The following is a 24,571-nucleotide window of genomic DNA, read 5'->3' as shown; positions in this document are numbered from 1 at the left end:
CCGGAAGAGCCGAAATGCATGACGATTCCTCCAGAGCTCCCGCGGAGCCGCTGCCGCCGACGCCGCTGAAGCCCGCCGACCTGCTGACGCAGATCCTGCTGGGGCTGCGGCTGGAGGGCGTCGAGTACGGGCGCTGCCTGCTGCGCGCGCCCTGGGCGGTCGCCTTCCCGGCGCGCAAGGAGGCGCGCTTCCACTTCGTCGCGCGCGGCACCTGCTGGCTGATGACGCCGGGCGCCGACTGGGTCCAACTGAACGCCGGCGATGCCGTGCTGCTGCCGCGCGGCAGTGCGCATGTGCTGGCGAGCGCGCCGGACCTGCCGGCCGTGGAGATCGACTCGATCGCGCGCCGCGCGGTCGCGGAGGACATCTACCTGGTCGGCGCGGAGGCGGTGGCCGGCGCAGGCGCAGGCGCAGACGCAGGCACAGGCACAGGCACAGGCACGGGCACAGGCACGGGCACGGATGCGGAGTCCGCGTCCGGCGAGGATCCGCCCGACGTCATGTTCTGCGGTGCGATGCGCTTCAACCTGGACCCGCTGCATCCGCTGCTGGCGATGATGCCGGACGCGATGCGCGCCAATGACCTGGCGCGTCGCGACCCGACCGTGCCGACGCTGCTGGAGGCGATGGAGCGCGAGGTGGCGCTGGACCGGATCGGTGCCTGCGGCATCCTCGCGCGGCTGGCCGACGTGCTGGCCGCCACCATCATCCGCGCCTGGGTGGAATGTGCCTGCAACGACGCCAGCGGCTGGATCGCCGCCGTGCAGTGCCCCGGCATCGGCAAGGTGATCGCCGCCATCCATGCCGAGCCCGAACGCGACTGGAGCGTGCCCGAGCTGGCCGGCCTGATGGGGGCCTCGCGCTCGCGCTTCGCCGAGGCGTTCACGAAGGTCGTCGGCGACAGCCCGGCGAAATACGTCGCCAAGGTCAAGATGTTCCAGGCCCGCCGCTGGATCGCGCATGAAGGCATGCGCGTCGCCGTCGCGGCGGACCGGCTCGGCTACGACTCCGAGGCCTCCTTCAGTCGCGCGTTCAAGCGCATCGTGGGCCAGCCGCCCGGCGCGTTGCGGCGCTCCGCCGCCCGGCCGCCCGCCGGCTGACATCGCACGGCGCGGCGTCACGGGGCCGGGGCGGGGCGTCGTACGCGGGCTAACCCGGAGTCGACGGCCTTTACACCCCCGCGTCCCGGGGATCCCCCGTGGATCGGGGTGTACGCCGCACGGCACCCGCAAATGCCGATGCCATCGGGGTTCTCTGGAAGCTACCTCGGAATTTCGTGACACTTGGCACAGCTTGTGCATCGTTCCCTCTGTTCAGCACCGCACCAAGCGCGCTTGTGCCGCGCGGGGTGTCCACATCTTTTCAGGGGAACGTCCGATGTTCACGCGAATCAAGAGCTTCAAGAGCCTCAAGAACACCTGGCTGCCGATCGCAGCCCTGGCCTTCGGCGCGGCGACGTCCGCGCAGGCGGCCGCGGTCTTCATCGAAGGCGGCGGCGATGCCGGCGAAACCATCGTCACGGCCAAGACCTTCCTGGGCAGCGGCCCGATCGACGCGATCCAGGGCTCGGTCGACGGCGACGCGGACCTGTTCGCGATCTACCTGACCGCTGGCACGGCGTTCTCCGCCACGACCACCGCATCGGGCATCGACTACAACTTCTTCGACACGGTGCTGTACCTGTTCGATGCCGCCGGCAAGGGCCTGATCGGCAACGACGACGACGGCGACGTGGGCGGCTCGCAATCGACGCTGAGCAACTACATCCCGACCGTGAGCGGCCTGTACTACCTGGCCATCACCGGCGCGAGCTACACGCCGGTGAGCGGCGGTTCGGCGATCTTCCCGTCGCTGCTGGGCCAGGGCGGCAACGTCGCCGCCAATCCCGGCGCCGGCGCGTTGACGGGCTGGAGCAGCCTGACCAGCGAGTTCGGCGAGTACGAGATCCAGCTGGTCGGCGCGAGCGCCTCCGCCGCCTCCGACGTGCCCGAGCCCGGCAGCCTGCTGCTGGCCGGCGCCGCCCTCGGCGTGGCCGGCCTGATCCGCCGCCGCAAGCCCGTCACCACCGCACAAGCCTGAGGAGCCGCCCCATGACGACTTCGAACCACACCAAGCACAACACCGCCCCCCGCCTGCGCGTCCTGAGCGCGCTGCTGGCCCTGGCCGCCTGCGGCGGCGCCTACGCGCAGCACGCCAAGCTCGACGGCGCGCTGTCCGACATCGTCGACCAGCAGTCGCGCCGCCAACTGCGCTCGCTGGCCGTCGAGACCGATGAGATCAAGCCCTACGTCAAGTCGATGTCCGACGCGCAAGGCCGCGTGCTGGTCGACATCTACCTCGAGGCCGGCACCTCGATCGACGACTTCAAGGCCCAGCTCGAGGCGGCCGGCGCGCAGGTGACCGGCGTCAACCGCGCGTTCAACCACGGCGCGATCTCGGCCTACGTGCCGACGTCCGCGCTGACCGCGCTGTCGGGCACCAGCGGCCTGCATCTGGCCAAGCTGACGCGCCGCCCGCACAAGAACGTCGGGCTCACCACCTCGCAGGGCGCGCCGGTGCTGCGCAGCAACGTCGCCAACGCCGCCGGCTGGACCGGCGCGGGCATCACGGTGGGCGTGCTGTCGGACTCCTACGACGCATCGCCGCTGAGCTTCACGACGGTGCGCGCGGCCAACGACATCGCCTCCGGCGATCTGCGTCCGCCGAAGTGGGTCCTCGACATCGGTGCCGACCCGAGCAACACCGACGAAGGCCGCGCGATGATGCAGATCGTGCAAGACGTGGCCCCGGGCGCGGACCAGTGCTTCGCCACCGCCTTCGCCGGCGAGGCCGCCTTCGCCGACAACATCCGCCGGCTGCGCACGGAACCCGCGTGCCGCGCCGACGTGATCGTCGACGACGTCTTCTACTACGACGAGCCCTTCTTCTCCGACGGCCAGGTCGCGCAGGCGGTCAACGACGTCGTCAACAGCACGACGCTGGCGGGCCGTCCGGTCTCGTACTTCTCGTCCGCGGGCAACCAGGGCTCGGCCGGCGGTGGCGGCGCGATCGACGTGCCGGTCGCGACCTTCTCGACCACGCCGACCAACCTGGGCAACGTCAACCTGGCGTCGCTGAACACCTGCACCAGCTCGCCGGCCTCCGGCAGCACCAAGGCCAACCAGGGCGGCGGCTTCCTGGACTTCGGCGGCGGCACCTATGCGCTGCCGGTGACCTACAGCGGCGCGGGCTCGACGCTGCTGCTGCAGTGGGACGACCTGTTCTACCAAGGCAAGGTCACGACCGACCTGAACTTCTACCTGATCAACGCCGCGGGCAACTGCGTCTTCACCTTCGCGACCAACAACATCGCGGCGGACTTCGGCGAGGAGATCGTCGGCCTGTCGGGCGGCGCCAGCGGCACCTACCGCATCATGGTCGGCCGCACGAGCGCCGGCACCAAGCTGGCCTCGCGCGTGCGCCTGGTCAATCTCGACGGCTGGGGCGGCGCGCCCTTCCAGGTGCGCAGCGGCCCGACGACCTTCGGCCACAGCGCGGCGGCCGGCGCCAACAGCGTGGCGGCCTACCGCTACAGCTTCCCGGCCACGCAGCAGAGCCCGTTCATCCCCGCGTTCGAGAGCTTCAGCAGCCCCGGCCCGGTGACGATCGCGTTCGACGCCGCCGGCAACCGCCTGGCCGTGCCCGAGACCCGCAAGAAGCCTGACATCGCCGCGCCGGACGGCGGCAACACGACCTTCTTCTATCCGAGCTCGGATTACGAAGGCGACGGCTTCAACAACTTCTTCGGCACCAGCGCGGCCGCGCCGCACGCGGCGGCGGTCGCGGCGCTGATGCTGCAGAAGGCCGGTGGCCCCGGCTCGCTGACGCCCAAGCAGGTCAAGAGCATCCTGCAGACGACGCCGGCGGCGCGGGTGATCCCGTTCTCCGGCGGCGCCGCGGTCAAGGGCTGGAGCCTGTACGACGGCTTCGGCCTGATCGACGCGGTGAATGCGTTGAACAAGCTGCCCTGAGCGCGCGTCTCGTCGTCCCGGTCTGACCGGGGCGTCTGAAGGCCTCCGAGGCCGCCGTCCGAAAGGTCGGCGGCCTTGTTCTTTTTGGAGCCTTCCTCTCGCGCCCTTCTTTGGGGTGTCCCGGCGTGCCCGAGACGGCGTTTCACGCTCGCCTGCTGACGGCTTTTTCACGTCGTTGCAATGACGTGCCGGAGGGGATTCCAGACACCGGCTTTACAGGGCGGATCCCCCTTGTTCGCGGGGTCCGCGCCCGCCTGAGGGCCTGACCCAGGACCCATTCTTGCTATGGACCCCTGCGAACCCGGGATGGGGGCTTTGAAGCCTGCCGGAACGGGTAAGTTCAGTCATGGTGCAGGGCTACACTCGCCGCTCGCGTACGCGTAGAGCACCCCTCAAGGGGCCGCCGGACAGATACAACATCAAGGTCGACACCATGCATGCGATGAGGAATCGGGATCACGGAAATCAAGCGCGACAGGCCACGCCGGCGGTCGCCTCCTTTGCTGCCGTCTCCGCCGCCGTACTGGCCGCGGTCGTGCTCGCCGCGTGCGGCGGCGGCAGCGGCGCCAAGGCCTCGCAGACCGCGGCCAAGGTGAACAAGGAAGAGATCACCGTCCACCAGATCAACTTCGTGTTGCAGCGCCAGCCCAACGTGAAGCCCGAGCAGGTCGACGCCGCGTCGCGCCAGATCCTCGAGCGCCTCATCGACCAGGAACTGGCCGTGCAGAAGGCCCAGGACCTCAAGGTCGATCGCGATCCGCGGGTGGTGCAACAGATCGAAACCGCCAAGCGGGAGATCATCGCCAGGGCCTATGCTGACCGCATCGGCGAGACGGCCACCAAGCCGACGGACCAGGAAATCAAGCAGTACTACAACGACAAACCGGCACTTTTTGCCGAGCGTCGCATCTACAACTTGCAGGAAATCAACATCGAGGCGAAGCCGGATCAGTTCGAAGCGATCCGCGCCAAGCTGCAGGGTGCCAAGACCCTCCCCGAATTCCTCGAAGCGCTCAAGGCCGACAACTTCAAGTTCGTCGGCTCGCAGATGGTGCGCTCGGCCGAGCAGATCCCGCTCAACAACCTCGACGCGATCTCGCGCCTGAAGGACGGCCAGTTCATCATGAACGGCCAGACCAACGGGCTCACCGTGCTGTTCCTCGCCGGCTCGCAACGCCAGCCCGCGACCGAAGCCCAGGCGCGCCCGTCCATCGAGATGTTCCTGTTGAACCAGCGCCGCGCGGAACTGGTCGCCAAGGACATCAAGGCGATGCGCGACAACGCCAAGATCGAATACGTCGGCAAGTTCGCCGACATGGCCGCGTCCGCGCCCGCCGGCACGCCGGCGTCGCCGGCATCACCGGCGCCCATCCCCGATCCCGCGGTGCCGGCCATCACGCCCGCCGCCTCCGACAGCCCCACCGGCGCCAGCGGCCCGGTGGACAACAACCTTGCCAAGGGCCTAGGCATCAAATGATGAATACGCGTCGCTTCCCGATCCTCTCCTTCGCTTCGGCGGCCTCCACGGTCGTCACGGCGGTCCTCGCGCTGTCCCTCGCCGGCGGCGCCGTCGCGCAGGCGCCGGCCCGTCCAGCCGCCGTGTCGACCGTGCCCGCCGCGCCGACCGGCCTGGCCTCCGGCGCCACCGCCGAATACCGCCTGGGATCGGGCGACGCCATCCGCATCAGCGTGTTCCAGAACCCGGACATGCTGCTCGAGACCCGCGTGTCCGAAGCGGGCACCATCACCTTCCCGCTGCTGGGATCGATCCGCATCGGCGGCCTGTCGATCAGCGACGCCGAACAGCGCATCGCCGACGGCCTGAAGAAGGGCAACTTCGTCAAGCAGCCGCAGGTCACCATCGTGGTCCTGAAGGTCACCGGCAACCAGGCCAGCGTGCTGGGCCAGGTGAACCAGCCGGGCCGCTACCCGCTCGAGGTCGCCGACACGCGCCTGACCGACCTGCTGGCCAACGCGCGCGGCGTGGCGTCCACCGGCGGCGACACGGTCGTGCTGTCCGGCGTGCGCGGCGGCAAGCCGTTCCGCCTCGAGGTGGACCTGCCCACGCTGTTCGGCGCCAACGGCCGTGAACAGGATGTGGTCGTGCTCAACGGCGACGTGCTGTGGGTCGACCGCTTCCCGATGGTCTACATCTACGGCGAGGTCCAGAAGCCCGGCCAGATCCGCCTGGAGCGCGGCATGACGCTGCTGCAGGGCCTGGCGGCCGGCGGCGGTCTGACGCTGCGCGGCACCGACCGCGGCATCCGCGTGCATCGCAAGGACGCGTCGGGCAAGGTGCAGGAGATCAAGCCCGCCATGGACGAGGCGCTGAAGGACGGCGACGTGATCTTCGTCCGAGAGAGCCTGTTCTGAGTTGTGTGATGCCGGGCCGTCGAGGTCCGGCTGAGGAGTGCCCGTGACGCCAAGCAAACTGTTTTCCATCCTGCGCGCGCGCTGGTCCCTGGTCCTGCTCGTCGTGCTGCTGACCACGCTGACCGCCTTCGCCGTCAGCATGGTGCTGCCCAAGAAGTACGTCGCCACGGCCTCGGTGGTGGTGGACGCCAAGCCCGATCCGATCTCGGCCCTGATCTATCCAGGCCTGGCGTCGCCGGCCTTCATGAACACCCAGGTCGACGTGATCAGCAGCGACCGCGTCGCGCTGCGCGTCGTGCGCGACCTGCGCCTGGCGGAGGTCCCCGCGATCCGCGAGCAGTGGCAGACCGCCACCAGCGGCGAGGGCACGATCGAGCAGTGGCTGATCGCCTTCCTGCAGGCCAACATGGACGTGAAGCCCTCGAAGGAGAGCAACGTGCTGACGGTGGCTTACCGCGCGCCGGATCCGCAGTTCGCAGCCGCGCTCGCCAACGCCTTCGTCAAGGCCTACGTCTCGACGACGTTGGACCTGCGCGTCGACCCCGCGCGCCAGTACGCCGGCTACTTCGACCAGCAGGCCAAGGTCGCGCTGGAGAAGCTCGAGAGCACGCGCGCCAAGCTCTCCGCCTATGAGCGCGAGCACGGCATCATCGCCACCGACGAGCGCCTGGACGTCGAGAGCAACCGCCTCTCGGAGCTGTCCTCGCAGCTGGTGGCGCTGCAGGCGCTGTCGGCCGAGTCCGGCAGCCGCCAGGGCCAGGCCGCGCGCGGCGCGGACCAGCTGCCCGACGTGCTGGCCAACCCGGTGGTGATGCAGCTCAAGGCCGACCTGAGCCGCGCCGAGAGCAAGCTGCAGGAACTGAGCACCCGCTACGGCGACAACCACCCGCAGGTGATCGAGGCCAAGGCCACGGTGACCGACTTGCGCAGCAAGCTGCGCACCGAGATCGGGCGCGTCAGCGGCGGCGTCACCGTCACCAACACGATCAACAAGCAGCGCGAGGCGGAGATCCGCGCCTCGCTGGAGGCGCAGCGCGAGAAGGTCGCCAAGCTCAAGGCCGCGCGCGATGACGCCAGCGGCCTGATGCGCGAGGCCGAGAGCGCCCAGCGCGCCTACGAGAACATCACCACGCGGCTGACGCAGACCAGCCTCGAGAGCCAGACCACGCAGAGCAACGTCAACATCCTGACCGAGGCGGTCGCGCCGCTGAAGCCCTCGTCGCCGAAGATCCTGCTGAATACCGCGCTGGCCTTCGTCGCCAGCGTGATCCTGGCGGTCGGTCTGGCGCTGCTGCTGGAGATGCGCGACCGCAAGGTGCGCGATGCCGACGATGTCATGGCCGTGCTGCCGCTGCCGATGCTGGGCGTGCTGCCCGCGCCGGGTCGGCGCGCCTCGGCGCTGCCGTCGGCGGAACGTCGACTGCTCGGGCATACCGCCCGACCCGGCCGAGGGACCGCCTGATGTCCGATGTGAAGGAACCCATTCCGTTGGCCCAGAGGAAATCCGTGGACGCACCGACCAACAGCAAGTCTTCCGGCCCGGGCGTGCATGACCGCTCGATCGGCGCGATCATCGCCGAGACCCGCAACCTCAGCGCCGACCAGGTCGAGCGCGTGCTGCAGTACCAGCGCGAACGCGGCATCCGCTTCGGCGAGGCCGCCGTGGCGCTGGGCTACGCCAACGCCGAGGACGTGCTGGAAGCGCTGTCCAAGCAGTTCCACTATCCCTACGCCCCGAGCGAGCGCAAGGTCCGCAGCCCGGAGCTGGTGGCGCTGAACACGCCGTTCTCGTCGCAGGCCGAAGTCTTCCGCGGCATCCGCAGCCAGATCACGATGCGGCTGTATCGCGAGAACGAGCCGCGCCGCGCGCTGGCCGTGATCAGCCCCGACTCGCTGGACGGCAAGAGCTACTTCACGGCCAACCTGGCGGTGACGCTGGCCCAGCTGGGCGGCCGCACGCTGCTGGTGGACGCGGACCTGCGCCGCCCGCGCCAGCACGAGATCTTCGACGTCAACAACCAGGCCGGTCTGTCCTCGATCCTGTCGGGCCGCAGCGAGCCGCGCGTGATCCAGCAGGTGGAGGGCATGAACAGCCTGTTCATCCTGCCGGTGGGCGCGGTGCCGCCCAACCCGGTGGAGCTGCTGGAGCGGCCCGCCTTCGGGCTGCTGATGCGCGAGCTGGCCGGCAAGTTCGACCACGTGCTGGTGGACACCTCCGCGGGCCAGTACGGCGCCGACGCGGCGATCGTGGCCGCGCGTTGCGGCGCGGCGCTGGTGCTGGCGCGACAGAACAAGTCGCGGGTCACCGCGCTGCAGGAACTCACCGACAGCCTCGACGGTGTCTCCACGACACTGGTCGGGACCGTCATGAACGAGTATTGATTCGGGGCCGCCAAGAGCCCTTGCCGGCCCGGCACGTCCCGGGCCTCCGCCGCGACGCGCGCGATCCTTGCCGGATCGCGGCGCCGCCGTCTGCCCGTCGCCGACCGTCTTTGCAGGGATCGCAGTGAAAGTCATGGCTAGCAATCTGTTCCTACGCTCGGGTGACCGTGCGGGCCCCGGGCCGGGTCGCGGCTTCTGGGCGCTCAACCGGCTGGCGCTGGTGGCGCTGGCCGTTGGCCTGGCGCTGCTGTACGTGCCGACCTTCATCGACTTCATCCACGGCCCGTGGCGCGGCGACCGCAACTCCCACGGTCCGATCGTGCTGGCGCTCTCGGCCTGGTACTTCTATTTCCAGACCCGCCGGCTGGCCTCGCAGGGCGAGACCTTCGACGTGCGGCCCGCGCCGCTGGCCGGCTGGTCCGTGCTGGTGCTGGGCCTGGCCGGCTATGTGCTGGGACGCTCGCAGTCGATCGCGCTGCTGGAGCTGGGCTCGCTGCTGCCGGTCCTGCTGGGACTGGCGCTGATCCTGGCCGGTCCTGCGATCGCGCGCCGCTACTGGTTCGCGTTCTTCCTGCTGCTGTTCGCGGTGCCGCTGCCGGCGTCCATCGTCGACGTCATCACCCAGCCGATGAAGCTGGCCGCGTCCTGGGGCGCCGAGCACATGATGTTCGCGCTGGGTTACCCGGTGGCCCGCGCCGGCGTGATCCTGCAGATCGGGCCCTACCAGCTGATGGTGGCCGACGCCTGCGCGGGCTTGAACTCGCTGTTCACGCTCGAGGCGCTGGGCCTGCTCTACATGAACGTGGTGCGCCATGAATCGGTGTTCCGCAACATCGCGCTGGCCATCCTGATCGTGCCGATCTCGTACTGCTCCAACGTGATCCGCATCCTGATCCTCGCGCTGCTGACCTACCACTTCGGCGACGACGTGGGGCAGGGCTTCATGCACGAGTTCTCCGGCATGGCGCTGTTCCTGACGGCGCTGATGCTGATCGTCGTCGTGGACGGCCTGCTGCGCACGTTCTCGCTGCGCTGGGCCCGCTGGCGTGGGAAGGAGGCGGCATGAGCACGTCCATGAATCCTGGAACCCCGGGAACCCCGGGAACGCCCGCGACCCCGCCGCCGGCGTCGACGCCGCCCGCGATGCTGCGACTGCCCAAGCTGTCCGTGGCCACCTGCCTGGCCGGCGTGGCGCTGATGACCGTCGCGGCCGGCGGCGCGTGGCTGGCCACGCCGCGTCTGCAGGCGGTGCAGGGCGCGCCCAGCCTGGATGCGACCGTGCCCAAGGCCTTCGGCGACTGGCGGGCGATCGTGGACTCGGCGCCGCAGATCGACGTCTCGCAGGGCGTGGAGACGGTGCAGGAGCAGCCCTACGACCAGACGGTTATGCGCACCTACGTCAACAGCCGCGGCGACCAGGTGATGGTGGCGCTGGCCTGGGGCGAGCGCCAGCGGCAGGACGTCAAGGTCCACCGGCCCGAGGTCTGCTATCCGGCGCAAGGCTACTTCGTGCGCGCGATCGGCGACGGCCGCCCGGTGCCGACGGCCGGTCGGGCCGAGCCGGTGCCCACGACGCAACTGCTGACCGAGGCCCGCGGCGGCGGCGGCTACGAGGCGGTGCGCTACTGGATCCGCATCGGCACGCAATACGGCGGCGACGGACTGGCGGCGCGCTGGTACATCCTCAACGAGGGTTTCCGCGGCCGCATCCCCGACGGGATGCTGGTGCGCGCGTCGCAGCGGCTGAACCGGCCTGAAGGCGCCGCGCAGTCGCAGGTGGTGATGGAAGGTTTCCTGCGCGAGCTGGTGGACGCGGTGCCTCCGGGCACGCGGCCGCTGCTGGTGCGCTGAAGCCCGGATGACAGGATGACGGCGGCATGAGGATCGGATTGCGGACAGGATCAGGCACGGAGATCGGGCGCGGAGATCGGGCGGCGGGCGCGGTCGGACGGGTCGCGGGCGTGTGGCGCGTCTGGCGCGACGGCCTGGACGGGATGTCCCTGCTCGGTCTGGCCGGGCTGCTGGCCGGCGCCGTCGCGATCGGCCTGATGACGGTGATGGTCGGCGGCATGGCATCGGACCGCCCCGCGCTGCTGGCGGTGCTGCCGCTGATGCTGGTCACGGCCTTCCTGTTCCTCTACAGCCGCGAGGCCTTCCTGCTGGCGGTGCTGCTGGTGCGCGCCGGGGCCAATCCGATCTTCGAGGAGACCCGGCTCGCGGCCATCGGCGGCCTGGGCGGCCTGCTGAACGCGCTGATCATCGTGCTGGCGGGGATCATCATCGCGCGCGATCCCAAGCGCGTGCCGCGCGTCGCCTGGATGGTGTGGCTGCCCTTCGTGGCGGTGCAGGCGCTGGGGCTGCTGTATTCGCCGGACAAGGTGCAGGCGCTGCGGCTCTATCTGGGCCAGCTGTCGGTGATGGCGCTGTTCCTGGTCAGCTTCTACCTGGTCAAGGAAGAAGCGGATCTGAACAGGATGCTCAAGTTGGTCACCTGGTCGTCGGTGCCTGTCGCAGTTGTCACGCTGATTTACATCGGCCTGGGCAGGACCGCTGGTAGCGTGGACGCCTTCGAAGCTTCCGCCGGCCGGTACGGCGGACCGTTCCCTCACGCCAACATCCTGGCGTTCTATCTCGTGTTGTCCGTGGGCGTCATCTTCTATCGCTGGAAGAGCGGTCTGGCCGGCCGCGGCGTCCTGGCGACCGCGACGGTCGTGCTCTATCTGCTGCTGCTGATCGGGCTGCTGTTCGCGACCAAGACCCGCAGCGCGTGGATCTCCGTGCTGTTCATCTTCGTCGTCTACGGCCTGTTCCGCGAGCGGCGCTATCTCATCTATCTGGTGATCGGCGCCATGCTGGCCATGCTGATCCCGGAGGTGCGCGAGCGCGTCGTGGGCCTGGCCGAAGGCAACCAGGTGGTGCAGTTCGCCAAGCTGAATTCCTTCGCCTGGCGCAAGCTGCTGTGGGCGGACGCGCTGTCGTGGATGTCCACCTCGCGCATGGCCTTCGGCTACGGCGCGGAGTCCTTCGTCTTCCACTCGCAGACCTTCTTCTCGATGGCCGGCGGCCGCAGCTGGGGCGCGCACAGCGCGGTGGTGCAGGTGTTCTTCGAGTACGGGGCGCTGGGCGTCGCGGCCTACGGCTGGGTCTTCCTGTCGACCGCGCGCATGCTGCGCGCGCTGCTGCCGGTGCGTCACCTGCTGGCGCTGATCGCGCTGGCGCTGCTGCTGTCCAACTTCCTGGTCTCGCTGTCGGACAACATGCTGTCCTACCTCATCTACAACTGGTACTTCTGGTTGACGATGGGCGTGGTGTGCGCGCTGGCCTGCCGCATCGCCGGCGCGGCCGAGGCGCGCAAGCGCCTGCCGTGGGGCATCCGCCCGAGCAAGTACCGGCCGCGGCAGCCGCATGACCGCGTCAGCGAGTTCCCCGCCACGCTGCCCCGCGTCAGCGAGTTCTCGGCCACGCTGCCGATGCACGGCGCGGAGCACGCGCGATGAGCGTCGACCCGGACCGCGACCAGCACCGCGACCAGGGCCTGGATCTGGCCCTCGCCGCCGGCCACCGGCCCAGCGAGCGCCAGCCCGCGCTGGACGGCGTGCGCGCGGTCAGCATCCTGGCCGTGCTGTGGACCCACCTGTTCCCGCTGCGCGTCGGCGGCACGCCGCTGAACGAGTCGCTGGGCATCTTCGGCATGGCACTGTTCTTCATCCTGTCGGGCTACCTGATCACCGGGCAGCTGTTGAAGCGGCCGACGGTGTCGTCCTTCATCGCGCGGCGGCTGCTGCGCGTGGTGCCGGCCGCGTGGATCTGCCTGGCGGTGGTCTGGTCGGTCAAGCCGGAGAGCCTGGAAACGGCGCTCAGCTACCTGCTCTTCTACGCCAACCTGCCACCGCAGCGGCTGGTGCCGCCGACCGACCACTTCTGGAGCCTGTGCCTGGAGGTGCAGTTCTACATGCTGTCGGCGCTACTGCTGTGGCTGCGCCCGCGCGCGATCTGGTGGCTGTTCCCGGCCCTGCTGCTGGCGACCACCGCGATGCGCGTCGGGCACCAGGTGACCGCGTCCAGCATCACCTGGTTCCGCTGCGACGACCTGTTGGCCGGCGCCTGCCTGGCGCTGCTGATGCACTCGCGGCACTGGGCCGTGGCACGCGACGTGCTTGCACGTGCCGGCATGGTTCCGCTGTTGCTCGTCGTGCTGCTGGCCTGCAGCTTCCTGCCGCATCCGGGTGTGAATCCGCTGGGCTTCCTGCGGCCGTATGTCGCCGCGGCCTTCGTCGGATCGCTGCTGGCGCAGCCCACGCACCGCTTGTCGCGCGCGCTGGGCGGGCGGGTGTTCATCTACATCGCGACGGTCTCCTACGCCCTCTACATCTGGCATCTGCCGTTGGCCGCCACCTGGCTGGGCAGCGGCGACGTGGTCACCAAGTACCTGAAGCGGCCGCTGCTGCTGATCGCGCTGTTCGCGATCGCGCATGTGTCGACCTTCCAGATCGAGCGCCGGTTCAACGACCTCGCCAAGCGCGTCGGCGCCGGGCGCGGCCAACGGTTGAAGGAGGTCTGAGATGACGTCCACGACCCATGTGCCGCGCGCGCCTCGCAATGCCCGCGAAGACGCCGACTGGCAGGCCGATCTGGCCCGCTGCGGCGGTGCGTCCGCGCTGCGCCGCGAGCAGTCGCTGTGGGCGCTGCGGGTCTACCGCTACGGCCGGCGCGTCGATGCGATGCCCGAGGGCGGCGCGCGGCGCTGGTCCCTGCGCTTCTACTGGCTGGCCTTCCGCGTGGTGGAGACCGTCACCGGCATCAGCCTGCCCAAGGAATGCCGCATCGGGCCCGGCCTGCGGATCTGGCATTTCGGCGGCGTGTTCGTGAACCCGGGCACCGTCATCGGCGCGAACTGCACCCTGCGCCAGGGCGTGACGCTGGGCAACCGCGTCGAGGACGGGCCGTGCCCGGTGCTCGAGGACGGCGTCGAGCTCGGCGCCTATGCGCAGGTGCTGGGCGGCGTGCGCCTGGGCGCGGGCTGCAAGGTGGGCGCGATGTCGGTCGTGCTGCGCGACGTGCCCGCGGGCGCGACCGCGGTCGGCAATCCGGCGCGGGTCGTCGCGCGTGAGATGACGCCGTCGTCCGACGAGGCCGCCGCGCGCGTTCCGTCGGACCTCGCGTCCCCGATGACCATGGAGGAATGACGCGATGACCTGGGATCGACGACGCTGGTGCGCGGCCGCGGGACTGAGCCTGACGGCCGGCGCGCTGCCATCGGCGCTGTGGGCCGCCGGGGAGGGGCGTGACGCCCGCGCCGCGCGTGACACGCGCACGCCGGACGCGGCCAGGGGCGAACGTTTCGGCACGGTGCTGCGGCCGTTCTCGGCGCAGTCGCCGTGGAACAGCCGGCCGGTCGAGCCGGTGCTGGACGACTGGGAGATTCCCAAGGCGTCCTACTCGCCGGCGCTGGAGTCGGGCAAGTGGTCGACCGGCGTCTTCGTCTGCCAGCCGGATGATCCGCCGATGCGCGTGCTCGGCCTGCCGGGCCAGAAGGGCGTCTGGGATCCGGACGCCGAAACCACGCAGCCCGAGGTCGTGCTGCCGCACTGGCCTGCCAGCGTGAATCCGGCCGAGGGCCTGGACGGCCATGCCGACATCGTCGACGCCGAGGCCGGCATCATCCATTCCTTCTACAAGCTCACCCGGGTCGACGACCAGTGGTGCGCCAAGCAGTACGCCTGGACGCGGCTGGACGGCCGCGGCTGGGGCGACCCGGCCCACTACTTCCAGGGTGCGCGCGCGGCCGCGGTACCGACGATGGGCGGGCTGGTGCGCCGCCATGAGCTGGAGGAGGGCGCCGGCCCGATCCGCCACGCGCTGGCCATCTCGCTGACCTTCAACGGGCTGAGCGCGGACCCGGGGTACGTCTTCCCCGCGACCTCGGCGGACGCCGGGCTCAACAACAACAACGGCCGCATCCCCGAAGGCGCGCTGCTGATGCTGCCGCCGGATTTCGACACGGCCAAGGTGGACGACGCGCGGCTGCGCCGCATCGCCGAGGCGCTGAAGGTCTACGGCGGCTACGTCGTCGATCGCAACGTGGGCACGCCCTTCGTCGTCTATTGCGAGATCGGCAGCAACGCCAAGCTGCACACCGCCAAGCTCTGGAACAGCCGCGCCGCCAGCGACCTGGAGCGCATGCGCCTGGCGCTGCGCCGGGTGAGCTCGGCCAAGGGCTGGCTCGACGGCAACGGCAAGCCGGTCGAATTGCGCCAGCCGATGAACCTGCTGTCGATGCGCGGCGCGTGGCGCTCCGAGCGCGACGACGCGCGGGCGCGCTTCGAGACCTGGCAGCAGGCCGTCGTGCTGAAGGACGCCAAGGCGGGCCTGGCCGTCGTCAACAACTCGGGTCGCCACATCACCGCGGTGACCTGGGCCAAGCCGCAGCCGGGGCAGAAGCTCACGCTGACCGCGCGCACCGGCAACGGTGCGACGCTGCGCCTGCAGCTGCGCGGCGGCGAGCAGGGCGCCAAGGGCGCCGTCGCCTTCGACAGCGGCGACCTGGCGGACGGCAAGTCGGTCACCTTCGAGTGGCCGGAGAAATTCGCGGGCTCGCGCCTGGTGGTGCGTGCCACGGCGTCGGGCGATTGCTGGGCCCGCGGCGACCTGCTGCCGGTCTCGACCTGACAGATCCGCGCTGAATCCGGGAGGAACGATTGATCACGAAGCAGTTGGATGACCAAGCCCCTCAAGGCCAGCCCTCGGCCGGCGCGCGCCCGCGCGTCGCCTACCTGGTGAACCATTACCCCAAGGTCAGCCATACCTTCATCCGCCGCGAGATCCTCGCGGTCGAGCAGCAGGGCCTGGACGTGCTGCGCCTGGCCATCCGCGGCTGGGACGACGACGCGCCCGATCCCATCGACCAGGCCGAGAAGGCCCGCACGCACTATCTGCTGAAGGGCGGCACGGTCGGCCTGCTGAAGGCGACGCTGGCGCAGGCCGCGCGCGCGCCGGGCCGCTTCCTGTCCGCGCTGAAGCTGGCGCTGCGCATGAGCCGCCGCGCCGACCGGCCCTGGCCCTTCCACCTCGTCTACCTGATGGAGGCCTGCGCCGCGATGCCGGTGCTGCGCGCCGCGCGCATCCAGCACCTGCACATCCACTTCGGCACCAACCCCGCGGAAGTGGGCATGCTGATCGAGGCGCTCGGCGGTCCGGGCTACAGCATGACGGTGCACGGTCCGGAGGAATTCGACCGGCCGGACTTCCTGCACCTGGGCGCGAAGATCCGCGGCGCGCGCTTCGTCGCCGCGATCACCTCGTTCTGCCGCAGCCAGTTGTCGCGCTGGGTCGCGTACACCGAGTGGCCCAAGCTGCGCATCGTCCATTGCGGGCTGGATCCGGAATTCCATTCGGTCGAGGCGCCGCCGCCGCACGGCAAGCGCCTGATCTGCATCGGCCGCATGACCGAGCAGAAGGGCCATCTGCTGCTGATCGAAGCCGCCGCGCTGGTCGCGCGCGAGGTGCCGGACTTCGAACTGGTGCTGGCCGGCGACGGCGAATTGCGCAAGACCATCGAGGAGCGCATCGCGCAGCTCGGCCTGCGGCGCAATGTCCGCATCACCGGCTGGATCTCCAGCGACACCGTGCGCAGCGAGCTGCTCGCGGCGCGCGCGCTGGTGCTGGCGAGCTTCGCCGAGGGCCTGCCGGTCGTGATCATGGAAGCGATGGCGCTGGGCCGCCCCTGCGTCAGCACCTGCATCGCGGGCATCCCCGAGCTGATCCGCGACGGCGAGAACGGCTGGCTGCTGCCCGCCGGCGATCCCGAGGCGCTGGCGCGCGCGATGCTCGCCTGCCTGCGGCTGGACGACGCCGAGCTGGCGCGTGTGGGCCAGCGCGCGCGGGCCTCGGCGCTGGAGCGCCACGACGTCGATCGCGAGGCCGCCAAGCTGGTCGCGCTGTTCGAGGAGTACGCTTCGCCCGCGAAGACCTATTCGCCTCATCGTGCCGCATCGGCCGCGAAGGAGGGGGCGCATGCCTGAGCTGTTGTCCACCGTGTCCGCCGTGGCCTGGGTGCTGATGCTCGTGATCAGCCTGCTGGTGCTCACGCCGGCGGCGCTGGTGCTGTGGCAGGTGCTGCTGGCGCTGCTGCCGGACCGCCGCGAGCTGCCCGCGTTCGAGCGGCCACCGCGCATCGCCGTCGTCATGCCGGCGCACAACGAAGGCCGCGGCCTGCGGCCGACGCTGATGCAGGCGCTGGCGCAACTCGGACCATCGGACCGCATCGTCGTCGTGGCCGACAACTGCAGCGACGACACCGCCGCGCAGGCGCGCGAGTTCGACGTGACCGTGGTCGAGCGCACGCATGCGACCGAACGCGGCAAGGGCTACGCGCTGGACTTCGGCGTGCGCGCGCTGGAGCGGATCTCGCTCGAGACCGGGCAGGCGCCCGACGTCGTGATCGTGCTGGATGCCGACTGCACGCTGGGCCCGCAGCTGTTGACGCGCATCGCCGCCGTGGCGCATGCGACGGGCCGGCCGGTGCAGGCGACCTACCTGATGTCGGCCGCCAACGACGGCCTGAAGGCGCGCGTGGCGGAGTTCGCGATGCGCGTGAAGAACCTGGTGCGGCCGCGCGGCATGCACCAGGTCGGCCTGCCTTGCGGGCTCTACGGCACCGGCATGGCCTTCCCCTGGGACGTGGCGGTGCAGGCGCCGCTGGCCAGCGGCCACCTGGCCGAGGACATGCAGCTGGGCGTGCGCCTGGCCCAACTGGGCGCGCCGCCGCTGCTGTGCGAGGACGCGCGCGTGACCAGCGTCTTCGCCAACAGCAGCGAGGGCGAGGCCAGCCAGCGCACGCGCTGGGAGCACGGTCACCTGGCGATGCTGGTCGGCGAAGGGCCACGGCTGCTGTGGCAGTCGATGCGTCCGGGACGCGGCGCGCAGCTGCTGCAGGTGATGGACATGCTGGTGCCGCCGCTGGCGCTGCTGGGCATGCTGCTGGTGGGCTGGACGCTGGTCCAGCTGCTGCTGGCGCTGGTGCTGGGCTGGACGGCGCCGTTCGTGCTGTCGCTGCTGGGCCTGGGCGCGCTGCTGCTGGCCATCGTGCTGGCGCAGCACCGCTGGGCCGCCGACATCCTGACGCTGGGCGAGCTGGCCCGTGCGCCGTTCATCCTGCTGGCCAAGATTCCGCTGTACCTGCGCTTCATCGTCAAGCGTCAGGTGGACTGGGTGAGAACCAAACGAGATGTCTGATCCCATGAGCCTCACACCCCCTCCGCCGGCGACGCCCGCCACGCCCGCGACGTCCTTCCCTCCGGTCCCGCCCACGGCGTCCACGACACCCGTGACGCCCGTGACGCCCGCCGGCGCCATGGACACCGGCCCCGCGGCGCTGCCGACCATCCACGTCGACGGGCTGCCCTTCGTCGCGACCACGGTGCCGGTGTTGACCGCCCACATCGTCGACGAGGCCACCGCCGGCCGCGGCGGCTGGGTGGTGACGCCCAACATCGACATCCTGCGCCGCTGGCGCCTGGAGCCCGCCTTCCGCGCGCTGGTGGCCGATGCGACGGTGTTCACCGCAGACGGCCGTCCCATCGTGTGGGCCAGCCAGCTGCAGGGCACGCCGCTGCCGACGCGGCTGACCGGCTCCGACCTGTTCAACGCGCTGATGGGCGCGGCCGCCGCGGCCGGACTGCGCATCGCGCTGATCGGCGGCAACGAAGGCGCGGCCGAAGCCGCCGCCGCGCGCCTGATCCCGGAGGCCGTGGCCGCGGGCCGCGTGCGCTGCCTGTGCCCGCCGTTCGGTTTCGAGCAGCAGCCGCAGGAGATGGCCAGGATCGAGACCTTGCTGACGGGCTGGCAGCCGCACATCGTCTTCATCGGGCTGGGCTCGCCCAAGCAGGAGAAGCTGGCCGCGCGTCTGCGACCGCTGGCGCCGCGCGCCTGGTACCTGGGCGTGGGCGTGAGCTTCAGCTTCGTGGCCGGCGACGTGAAGCGCGCGCCGGGCTGGATGCAGCGCAGCGGCCTGGAATGGGTGCACCGGCTGACGCAGGAACCCGGCCGGCTGGCGCGGCGTTATCTGGTCGACGGCATCCCCTTCGCGGCCGGGCTGCTGTGGCGATCGGCCACGCGGCGCGGCCGGAGTTCCGCAGTCTGAGCAAGACCTGGCCCCGCGGCGATCACGAGCTGTATTCCGAACCCGTCCCGACTTCCGACTCCCGACGCCAGATTCCGTCCCGCCCCCCACGGCCCCCGACCTGGTCCCACCTTTCCGGATTCCGCATGACCGACTTCCTGTTCAACGGCTACTACGGCTACCGCAACACCGGCGACGACGTGTTCTGCGTCGTGGCGGACTGGGGCAGCCGCAAGTACTGGGGCGCCCGCGACCTGGCCTTCGTCGCCACCGAGTTGCCGGTGCTGAGCCAGCCCGCGCAGGCCATCATCCCGATCGAGCGCCGCTACCCCGGCCAGCAGACGCTGTCGCGCACGCTGTCGGGCCTGAGCGCGCGGCACATGGTGTATTTCGGCGGCTCGACGCTGCACTCGCCGCAGGAGCTGTGGGTGAACCTGCTGCGCCAGTCGCTGGTGCAGAAGGTCGGTCGCAAGTCGATCGCGGCGGCCGGTGTGTCGGTCGGCCCGTTCAAATCCACGGACGGTGAACGCGAGATCCGCAAGCTGATCGGCGAGATGAGCTACATCGCGGTGCGCGATCGCGCGTCGTTCGAGATCGTGAAGGCGATGAACGTCGACACGCCGGTGATCCAGGCCTTCGATCCGGCGCTGCTGATGCTGGACGTGATGGCGGACTCGCCGGCGCCGGTGTTGCCGGCGCGGGCGACGGGACGGCCGGTGATCGGCGTGAGCGTGTGCAACGTCGAGCGCTACTACGGCAAGGGCAACCTGGAAAACGAGCAGCGCCGCGTGGCCTCGGTGAAGGCGACGGTGAAGGCGCTGGCGGAGGAGGGCTTCGCGCTGCGCTTCTTCGTGTTCAACGGGCATGCGGCGTCGGGCGACGACGCGGTGACCGACGAGGTGATCGCCTCGCTGGACGGTTATCCGCATGTGGAGCGGCTGCCGTACGACGACGATCCCAAGCGGGTCTACGCCGAGCTGCAGCGCTGCGACGCGATCTTCGGCGTGCGGCTGCATGCGTGCATCCTGGCCTACACGGCGGGCGTGCCCTTCATCCTGGTCGAGTACCACCGCAAGTGCGGCGACTTCCTCGACGAGATCGGCTACCGGCCCGAGGGCCGCGTGGGCGATGCGACCACCGATCCGGTCGAGGCCGCGCGCCGCATCGCGAAGCTGGCCGTCGGCGGCCGCGCCGCGCCGCCGTGGACGCGCTCGATCCAGGACTCGTGCGAGATGGCGCGCCTGAACTTCACGGCCGCGCCGTACAGCGAGGGGCGCCGCTGATGTCCGCCCCGTCTTCTTCCCTCGCGTCTTCCGCGTCTTCCGACGCTTCCCCGGTGTCCGCCGCCGACGGCGCGCCGCGGATCTCCGTCGTCATCCCGCTCTACAACAAGGAAGGCCAGATCGCGCGTGCGCTGGACTCCGTGTTCGCGCAGAGCTTCCAGGACTTCGAGGTTGTCGTCATCGACGATGGCTCCAAGGACCGCGGCCCCGAGATCGTCGCGGCGATCGCCGATCCGCGCGTGCGGCTCCATCGGCAGGCCAATGCCGGCGTGTCGGTGGCGCGCAACCGCGCCGTCGAGCTCGCGCGGGCGGACGTGATCGCCTTCCTCGACGGCGACGATGCCTGGTACCCCGATCACCTCGAACGCCTGTGGCAGCTGCGCGCGGACTACCCGGGCACCGTCGCGTGGGCGATGAACTACCACGTGGTGGATCTGGCCGGCAGGCTGACGCCCGGCGTGTCGGTCGTGACCGAGCCGCGGCTGGTGCTGACGCCGGAGAACTACTTCCGCATCGCGCGGCATGGCACGCCGGTGTTCTCGTCCGCGGTGGCGGTGGACAAGGCGGCGCTGCAGCGCGTCGGCGGATTCCCCGCCGGCGTGCGGCTGGGCGAGGACCTGGACACGTGGATCCGGCTGCTGTTCTCGGGGCCGATCGCCTTCGACGCACGGCCCGGCGCGTACTACCACGCGGACGGCGACGACCGCGCGCTGGTGCGCAACCCGCCGCCGCCGCGCTACGTGTTCTTCGACACCGACGAGGCCTGGATGCGCGCGCATCCCGAGGCCACGCAGGTGGCGCAGGACATCGAGGCCTTCCACGATTTCTTCCGGCTGGCGCATGCGCATCACCAGATCAAGTGGGGCGACAAGGCCGCGGGGCGCGCGGTGCTCAAGGACTGCCGCTCGCGCGCCTTCGCGGCGGAACGCGACCGCCTGAAGCGCCTGAGCCTGCTGCCGCAGCCGCTGTACCGCGCGCTGGGACGGGTGCAGGCGACGCTGCGGCGGCGCGCCGAGGCGCCGTCGGCGTCGACCTCGTCGCCTTCGTCGACCACGCAGGCGTCGCGGGGCTGACGTGGGACAAGGCAAGCTCGGGGCCAACCTGGTCAGCAACGTCGCGTTCTTCGCGCTGAACATCGTCGTCTCGCTGTGGCTGGTCTCCTACCTGGTGCGCCAGCTGGGCGTCGCCGCCTACGGCCTCGTGCCGCTGGCGGTGACCGTGGCGGGCTACTTCAACGTCATCACCGCGGGCCTGAATGCCGCGGTGGGGCGGCATCTGACGGTGGCGATGAGCAGCGGCGACCAGGCGCGCGCCAACGGCATCTTCAACTCCTCGCTGTGGGCGTCCGCGCTGGTCGGCCTGCTGATGTGCGTGCTGGGCCTGCCGCTGTTGACCCAGATCGCGCACTGGATCGACGTGCCGGCCGGCTGGGAACGCGACGCGGGCTGGCTGTTCTTCCTCACGGTGGGCGGACTGGCGGTGACGACGCTGGGCACGCCCTTCCAGTCGGTGGTCTACAGCCGCAACCGCTTCGACCTGCAGAACCTGGGCAACATCCTCGGCCTGGTGGCGCGCGTCGTCGTCGTGCTGGTGCTGTTCCACATCACGATGCCCAAGCTCTGGCACGTCGGCGCGAGCGTGCTGTGCGCGGCGCTGGCCACGATCGGCGTGGTGATCGTGGCGTCGCGCCGGCTCGCGCCCGCGCTGCGACCGCGTCTGGACGGCTTCTCATGGCCGGTGGTGAAGGAACTCGGCGGCACCGGCGGCTGGGTCTTCATCAGCCAGATCGGCACGCTGCTGCTGATCAACATCGACCTGCTGGTGGCCAACAAGGTCGTCGGCGCGGCGGCGGGCGGGCAGTACGCGCTGGTGCTGCAGTGGTCGATGCTGCTGCGCAATTTCGCGCTGGTCGTGTCCGGCGTGTTCGGTCCGACCATCCTCACGCTGCACGCGCAGGGCCGGCTCGACGAGATGATCGATTACGCGCGCGCCTCGGTCCGCAACCTGGGACTGGTGATGGCGATCCCGATCGGCATCGTCTGCGGCTTTTCGGAGTCCATCCTGCATGTCTGGCTCGGCCCGACGTTCGCGCCGCTGTGGCTGGTGATGGTGCTCGCGACCGGGCATCTGGCGCTCAACCTCGCCTACCTGCCGCTGCACAACGTCAGCCTGGCCACCAACCACGTGAAGGTGCCCGGCGTCCTGCAGGTCGTGGCCGGCGTGGTGAACCTGGTGCTGGCGATCGCGATGGCCAGGGCCTGGGGCCTTTACGGCATCGCCATCGCGGGCGGCCTGGTGCTGCTGCTGCGCAACTTGATCTTCACGCCGCTGTACGCCGCGCACATCCTGCAGCGGCCCTGGTGGACCTTCGCCCGCGAGGCGCTGCCCATCCTGATGATGGCGACGCTGGTCTTCCTGGCCTCGCTGGCGGTGTCGCGACTGGCGGTGCCGGCATCCTGGCCCGCGCTCGCGCTGGCCACCTGCAGCGTGGGCGCCGGCGCGGTGCTGATGCTGTGGGCGGCGTTCCTGCGGCGCGAGGATCGCGACGCGGTGCTGGGCAAGCTGCGGCGCAAGCTGAAACGCGCGGGCTGAGGCCGCGCGCTTGAGACGGTATTCAGGGGCGCGCGCGCATTGCGACGGCGCACCGGCGGGACCAGCATCCTCCACGGGAGCAGCCGGTGCCGCCACGATGGACGGACAACGGAGAAACACGGCATGGGAAGGCTCTCGAGGATGGTGCGGCGCCTGCTGGGACGACCGGCGCCGACGGTGACGTTCAAGTCGCGCGGCGACGGTTGCGGCATCGCCGGCCGCAACGATTTCGTATTCCCGGAACGGATCTCGCTCGGCCACCACGTCCACATCGAGGGCGGTGGCTATTTCAACGGGCAGGGCGGGCTGACGATCGGCGACCACGTCATCTTCGCGCCCGGCGTCGCGGTGATGACCTCGATGCATCGCTACAAGGACGCAACGATGGTCCCGTACGACGAGGTCGACCTGTTGCGTCCGGTCACCATAGAGCGCTTCGTCTGGGTCGGCATGCGGGCGATGATCCTGCCCGGCGTGACGCTGCGCGAGGGCACCATCGTGGGCGCCGGCGCGGTGGTCACGAAGTCCCATCCGCCGGGCGCGATCCTCGGCGGGAATCCGGCGGTGCAGATCGGCACGCGCGACATGGCGGCCTTTCAGGCGATGGTCGACGGCGGCCGGCACTACCTGAAGCTCAAGCAGGAGCAGGGCCTGCGCAAGCGCGAGGTCCTGGATCCGCGTTAGGCAGTTCAAGGACGCTCAAGGCAGTACGACGATGACGACGGCGCGGCTCTCCTCTCCCGACGCGGCGCGATCCGACTGGGTCGACATCGCCAAGGGCTTCGGCATCCTGCTGGTGGTGTACGGCCACGTCGCGCGCGGGCTGGTCAACGGCGGCGTGGCGATGGATCCGTGGTGGTTCACGACGCTGGACTCGGCGATCTACAGCTTCCACATGCCGCTGTTCTTCCTGCTGTCGGGCTGGTTCTTCGTCGGCTCGCTGACGCGGCGCGGCCCGCGCGACTACCTCGCCGGCCGCGTGGCCACTGTCCTCTATCCCTACGTGCTGTGGTCGCTGCTGCAAGGCGGCATCGAGCTGCTGATGTCGCGCTGGACCAGCAAGCCCGTCTCGCTGGCCGAGGTGCTCGCGCTGGGCTGGACGCCGCGGGCGCAGTTCTGGTTCCTCTACGCGCTGTTCCTGATGAGCCTGCTCGGCGTCGCGATGTGCTGGCGCCGCCCGAAGGCCGGCGTCGCCGCGTTGACCCTCACGGGCGCGGCGCTGATGGCCCTGCAGCAGCGCGACTGGCCGATGCCGGCGGCGCTGGTGTCCAGCCACCTGCTGTACTTCGCCGCCGGTGCCTGGCTCGGCGCACGCGGGCTCGGCACGGCGGCCGCCTCGCGGCTCGCGCTGGCGGGCGTGCTCGCGGGCGGTGTCGCCCTCATCGCGTTGCAGGCCGCGGGCATCGGCGAAGCCAAGCTGCTGCGGCTCGCCGCCGCGACGCTGGGGCTGTCGCTCGTGTGCGTGCTGGCCATCGCGCTGGCCACCGGTGGCCACGGGCAGCGGATGGCGGCGTTGGGGCGGGCGTCGATGGCCATCTTCCTGGCCCACATCCTTGTGGCCAGCGGTGTCCGCATCGTGCTGACCAAGGTGTTCGGCATCACCAGTCCCTGGCCGCACCTGCTCATCGGCGTGGCCGCCGGCACGCTGCTGCCCTGGTGGTTCTGGCGCGCCGTCCAGGGTCGCGCCGCGATGGCGCTGTTCGAGTTGCCGGCCGTCTGGCGCCGTCGTCTGGCCGGTTCCGCGCCACGCCGCCATGACACGCCCGTGACCGCCGCCGCCCACGGCGAGCGCTGAAGGCTCGCCGCCGAGC

At 70.4% G+C, this 24,571-nt stretch carries 21 protein-coding genes; all 21 read left to right on the top strand.

Going from position 1 to position 24,571, the window contains the following annotated elements:
- The first annotated feature begins 14 nt into the window (after window positions 1–14).
- The 21 genes from ACQ4L4_RS15910 to ACQ4L4_RS15810 all read left to right on the top strand — a co-directional run bounded on the left by ACQ4L4_RS15910 (window position 15) and on the right by ACQ4L4_RS15810 (window position 24,555).
- Entirely contained in the window at window positions 15–1,100 is a 1,086-nt protein-coding gene (locus ACQ4L4_RS15910) for an AraC family transcriptional regulator (RefSeq protein ID WP_431099908.1), read from the top strand.
- A gap of 277 nt (window positions 1,101–1,377) precedes the next feature.
- On the top strand, window positions 1,378–2,079 hold the full coding sequence (locus ACQ4L4_RS15905; RefSeq protein WP_431099907.1) for a PEP-CTERM sorting domain-containing protein: 702 nt from the start codon (window positions 1,378–1,380) through the stop codon (window positions 2,077–2,079).
- Between the two features lie 11 nt (window positions 2,080–2,090).
- Complete coding sequence (locus tag ACQ4L4_RS15900) at window positions 2,091–4,010, top strand: S8 family peptidase (RefSeq protein WP_431099905.1); 1,920 nt, start codon at window positions 2,091–2,093, stop codon at window positions 4,008–4,010.
- Window positions 4,011–4,356: 346 nt separating this feature from the next.
- Window positions 4,357–5,487 carry an EpsD family peptidyl-prolyl cis-trans isomerase gene (locus ACQ4L4_RS15895; RefSeq protein WP_431099903.1) on the top strand — a complete coding sequence of 377 codons (1,131 nt, stop codon included), beginning with the start codon at window positions 4,357–4,359 and terminating at the stop codon, window positions 5,485–5,487.
- Window positions 5,487–6,383 carry a polysaccharide export protein EpsE gene (epsE, locus tag ACQ4L4_RS15890; RefSeq protein WP_431099902.1) on the top strand — a complete coding sequence of 299 codons (897 nt, stop codon included), beginning with the start codon at window positions 5,487–5,489 and terminating at the stop codon, window positions 6,381–6,383. Before ACQ4L4_RS15895 ends, epsE begins: the two co-directional genes overlap by 1 nt.
- 43 nt (window positions 6,384–6,426) lie before the next feature.
- Complete coding sequence (gene epsF, locus ACQ4L4_RS15885) at window positions 6,427–7,845, top strand: chain length determinant protein EpsF (protein ID WP_431099901.1); 1,419 nt, start codon at window positions 6,427–6,429, stop codon at window positions 7,843–7,845.
- Between the two features lie 44 nt (window positions 7,846–7,889).
- Window positions 7,890–8,765, top strand: coding sequence for a polysaccharide biosynthesis tyrosine autokinase (locus ACQ4L4_RS15880; RefSeq protein ID WP_377160883.1), 876 nt, complete (start codon window positions 7,890–7,892; stop codon window positions 8,763–8,765).
- Between the two features lie 133 nt (window positions 8,766–8,898).
- Complete coding sequence (xrtB, locus tag ACQ4L4_RS15875; protein WP_431099900.1) at window positions 8,899–9,831, top strand: exosortase B; 933 nt, start codon at window positions 8,899–8,901, stop codon at window positions 9,829–9,831.
- Complete coding sequence (locus tag ACQ4L4_RS15870) at window positions 9,828–10,616, top strand: exosortase C-terminal domain/associated protein EpsI (RefSeq protein ID WP_431099898.1); 789 nt, start codon at window positions 9,828–9,830, stop codon at window positions 10,614–10,616. The genes xrtB and ACQ4L4_RS15870 overlap by 4 nt, the downstream gene beginning before the upstream one ends.
- Window positions 10,617–10,642: 26 nt before the next feature.
- Entirely contained in the window at window positions 10,643–12,262 is a 1,620-nt protein-coding gene (locus ACQ4L4_RS15865; RefSeq protein ID WP_431099897.1) for an O-antigen ligase family protein, read from the top strand.
- Window positions 12,259–13,326 (top strand): acyltransferase family protein, encoded by a 1,068-nt coding sequence (locus tag ACQ4L4_RS15860; protein WP_431099896.1) that lies wholly within the window; start codon window positions 12,259–12,261, stop codon window positions 13,324–13,326. Before ACQ4L4_RS15865 ends, ACQ4L4_RS15860 begins: the two co-directional genes overlap by 4 nt.
- A 1-nt stretch (window position 13,327) precedes the next feature.
- Complete coding sequence (locus tag ACQ4L4_RS15855) at window positions 13,328–13,951, top strand: serine acetyltransferase (RefSeq protein WP_431099894.1); 624 nt, start codon at window positions 13,328–13,330, stop codon at window positions 13,949–13,951.
- Between the two features lie 4 nt (window positions 13,952–13,955).
- The gene (locus ACQ4L4_RS15850) at window positions 13,956–15,434 is read left to right on the top strand and encodes an Atrophin-1 multi-domain protein (protein WP_431099893.1); all 1,479 of its coding nucleotides are present in this window, start codon (window positions 13,956–13,958) and stop codon (window positions 15,432–15,434) included.
- A gap of 44 nt (window positions 15,435–15,478) precedes the next feature.
- Window positions 15,479–16,786, top strand: a complete 1,308-nt coding sequence (locus tag ACQ4L4_RS15845) for a glycosyltransferase family 4 protein (RefSeq protein ID WP_431099892.1) — start codon at window positions 15,479–15,481, stop codon at window positions 16,784–16,786.
- Complete coding sequence (locus tag ACQ4L4_RS15840; protein ID WP_431099891.1) at window positions 16,779–17,999, top strand: glycosyltransferase family 2 protein; 1,221 nt, start codon at window positions 16,779–16,781, stop codon at window positions 17,997–17,999. The genes ACQ4L4_RS15845 and ACQ4L4_RS15840 overlap by 8 nt, the downstream gene beginning before the upstream one ends.
- Window positions 18,000–18,003: 4 nt before the next feature.
- Window positions 18,004–18,906 carry a WecB/TagA/CpsF family glycosyltransferase gene (locus tag ACQ4L4_RS15835; RefSeq protein ID WP_431099890.1) on the top strand — a complete coding sequence of 301 codons (903 nt, stop codon included), beginning with the start codon at window positions 18,004–18,006 and terminating at the stop codon, window positions 18,904–18,906.
- Window positions 18,907–19,031: 125 nt separating this feature from the next.
- Window positions 19,032–20,168, top strand: a complete 1,137-nt coding sequence (locus tag ACQ4L4_RS15830) for a polysaccharide pyruvyl transferase family protein (RefSeq protein ID WP_431099889.1) — start codon at window positions 19,032–19,034, stop codon at window positions 20,166–20,168.
- Complete coding sequence (locus tag ACQ4L4_RS15825) at window positions 20,168–21,241, top strand: glycosyltransferase family 2 protein (RefSeq protein WP_431099888.1); 1,074 nt, start codon at window positions 20,168–20,170, stop codon at window positions 21,239–21,241. The genes ACQ4L4_RS15830 and ACQ4L4_RS15825 overlap by 1 nt, the downstream gene beginning before the upstream one ends.
- A 1-nt stretch (window position 21,242) precedes the next feature.
- Window positions 21,243–22,760, top strand: coding sequence for a lipopolysaccharide biosynthesis protein (locus tag ACQ4L4_RS15820; protein WP_431099887.1), 1,518 nt, complete (start codon window positions 21,243–21,245; stop codon window positions 22,758–22,760).
- Window positions 22,761–22,883: 123 nt separating this feature from the next.
- A complete protein-coding gene (locus ACQ4L4_RS15815; protein WP_377160910.1) occupies window positions 22,884–23,444 on the top strand; it encodes an acyltransferase in 561 nt (186 codons plus the stop codon).
- 31 nt (window positions 23,445–23,475) lie between these two features.
- On the top strand, window positions 23,476–24,555 hold the full coding sequence (locus ACQ4L4_RS15810; protein ID WP_431099886.1) for an acyltransferase family protein: 1,080 nt from the start codon (window positions 23,476–23,478) through the stop codon (window positions 24,553–24,555).
- The last annotated feature ends 16 nt before the right edge of the window (window positions 24,556–24,571 follow it).

It is taken from the genome of Roseateles noduli, assembly GCF_050626985.1.
GTDB lineage: Bacteria > Pseudomonadota > Gammaproteobacteria > Burkholderiales > Burkholderiaceae_C > Roseateles > Roseateles noduli_A.
This window is presented reverse-complemented; position numbering and strand designations above follow the sequence as displayed.

Bases quoted from the DNA above. Each gene is read 5' to 3' on its own strand.
- ACQ4L4_RS15910 (WP_431099908.1), top strand. From the start codon at position 15: ATGCATGACGATTCCTCCAGAGCTCCCGCGGAGCCGCTGCCGCCGACG.
- ACQ4L4_RS15905 (WP_431099907.1), top strand. From the start codon at position 1,378: ATGTTCACGCGAATCAAGAGCTTCAAGAGCCTCAAGAACACCTGGCTG.
- ACQ4L4_RS15900 (WP_431099905.1), top strand. From the start codon at position 2,091: ATGACGACTTCGAACCACACCAAGCACAACACCGCCCCCCGCCTGCGC.
- ACQ4L4_RS15895 (WP_431099903.1), top strand. From the start codon at position 4,357: ATGGTGCAGGGCTACACTCGCCGCTCGCGTACGCGTAGAGCACCCCTC.
- epsE (WP_431099902.1), top strand. From the start codon at position 5,487: ATGAATACGCGTCGCTTCCCGATCCTCTCCTTCGCTTCGGCGGCCTCC.
- xrtB (WP_431099900.1), top strand. From the start codon at position 8,899: ATGGCTAGCAATCTGTTCCTACGCTCGGGTGACCGTGCGGGCCCCGGG.
- ACQ4L4_RS15870 (WP_431099898.1), top strand. From the start codon at position 9,828: ATGAGCACGTCCATGAATCCTGGAACCCCGGGAACCCCGGGAACGCCC.
- ACQ4L4_RS15865 (WP_431099897.1), top strand. From the start codon at position 10,643: ATGAGGATCGGATTGCGGACAGGATCAGGCACGGAGATCGGGCGCGGA.
- ACQ4L4_RS15860 (WP_431099896.1), top strand. From the start codon at position 12,259: ATGAGCGTCGACCCGGACCGCGACCAGCACCGCGACCAGGGCCTGGAT.
- ACQ4L4_RS15855 (WP_431099894.1), top strand. From the start codon at position 13,328: ATGACGTCCACGACCCATGTGCCGCGCGCGCCTCGCAATGCCCGCGAA.
- ACQ4L4_RS15850 (WP_431099893.1), top strand. From the start codon at position 13,956: ATGACCTGGGATCGACGACGCTGGTGCGCGGCCGCGGGACTGAGCCTG.
- ACQ4L4_RS15840 (WP_431099891.1), top strand. From the start codon at position 16,779: ATGCCTGAGCTGTTGTCCACCGTGTCCGCCGTGGCCTGGGTGCTGATG.
- ACQ4L4_RS15835 (WP_431099890.1), top strand. From the start codon at position 18,004: ATGAGCCTCACACCCCCTCCGCCGGCGACGCCCGCCACGCCCGCGACG.
- ACQ4L4_RS15830 (WP_431099889.1), top strand. From the start codon at position 19,032: ATGACCGACTTCCTGTTCAACGGCTACTACGGCTACCGCAACACCGGC.
- ACQ4L4_RS15825 (WP_431099888.1), top strand. From the start codon at position 20,168: ATGTCCGCCCCGTCTTCTTCCCTCGCGTCTTCCGCGTCTTCCGACGCT.
- ACQ4L4_RS15815 (WP_377160910.1), top strand. From the start codon at position 22,884: ATGGGAAGGCTCTCGAGGATGGTGCGGCGCCTGCTGGGACGACCGGCG.
- ACQ4L4_RS15810 (WP_431099886.1), top strand. From the start codon at position 23,476: ATGACGACGGCGCGGCTCTCCTCTCCCGACGCGGCGCGATCCGACTGG.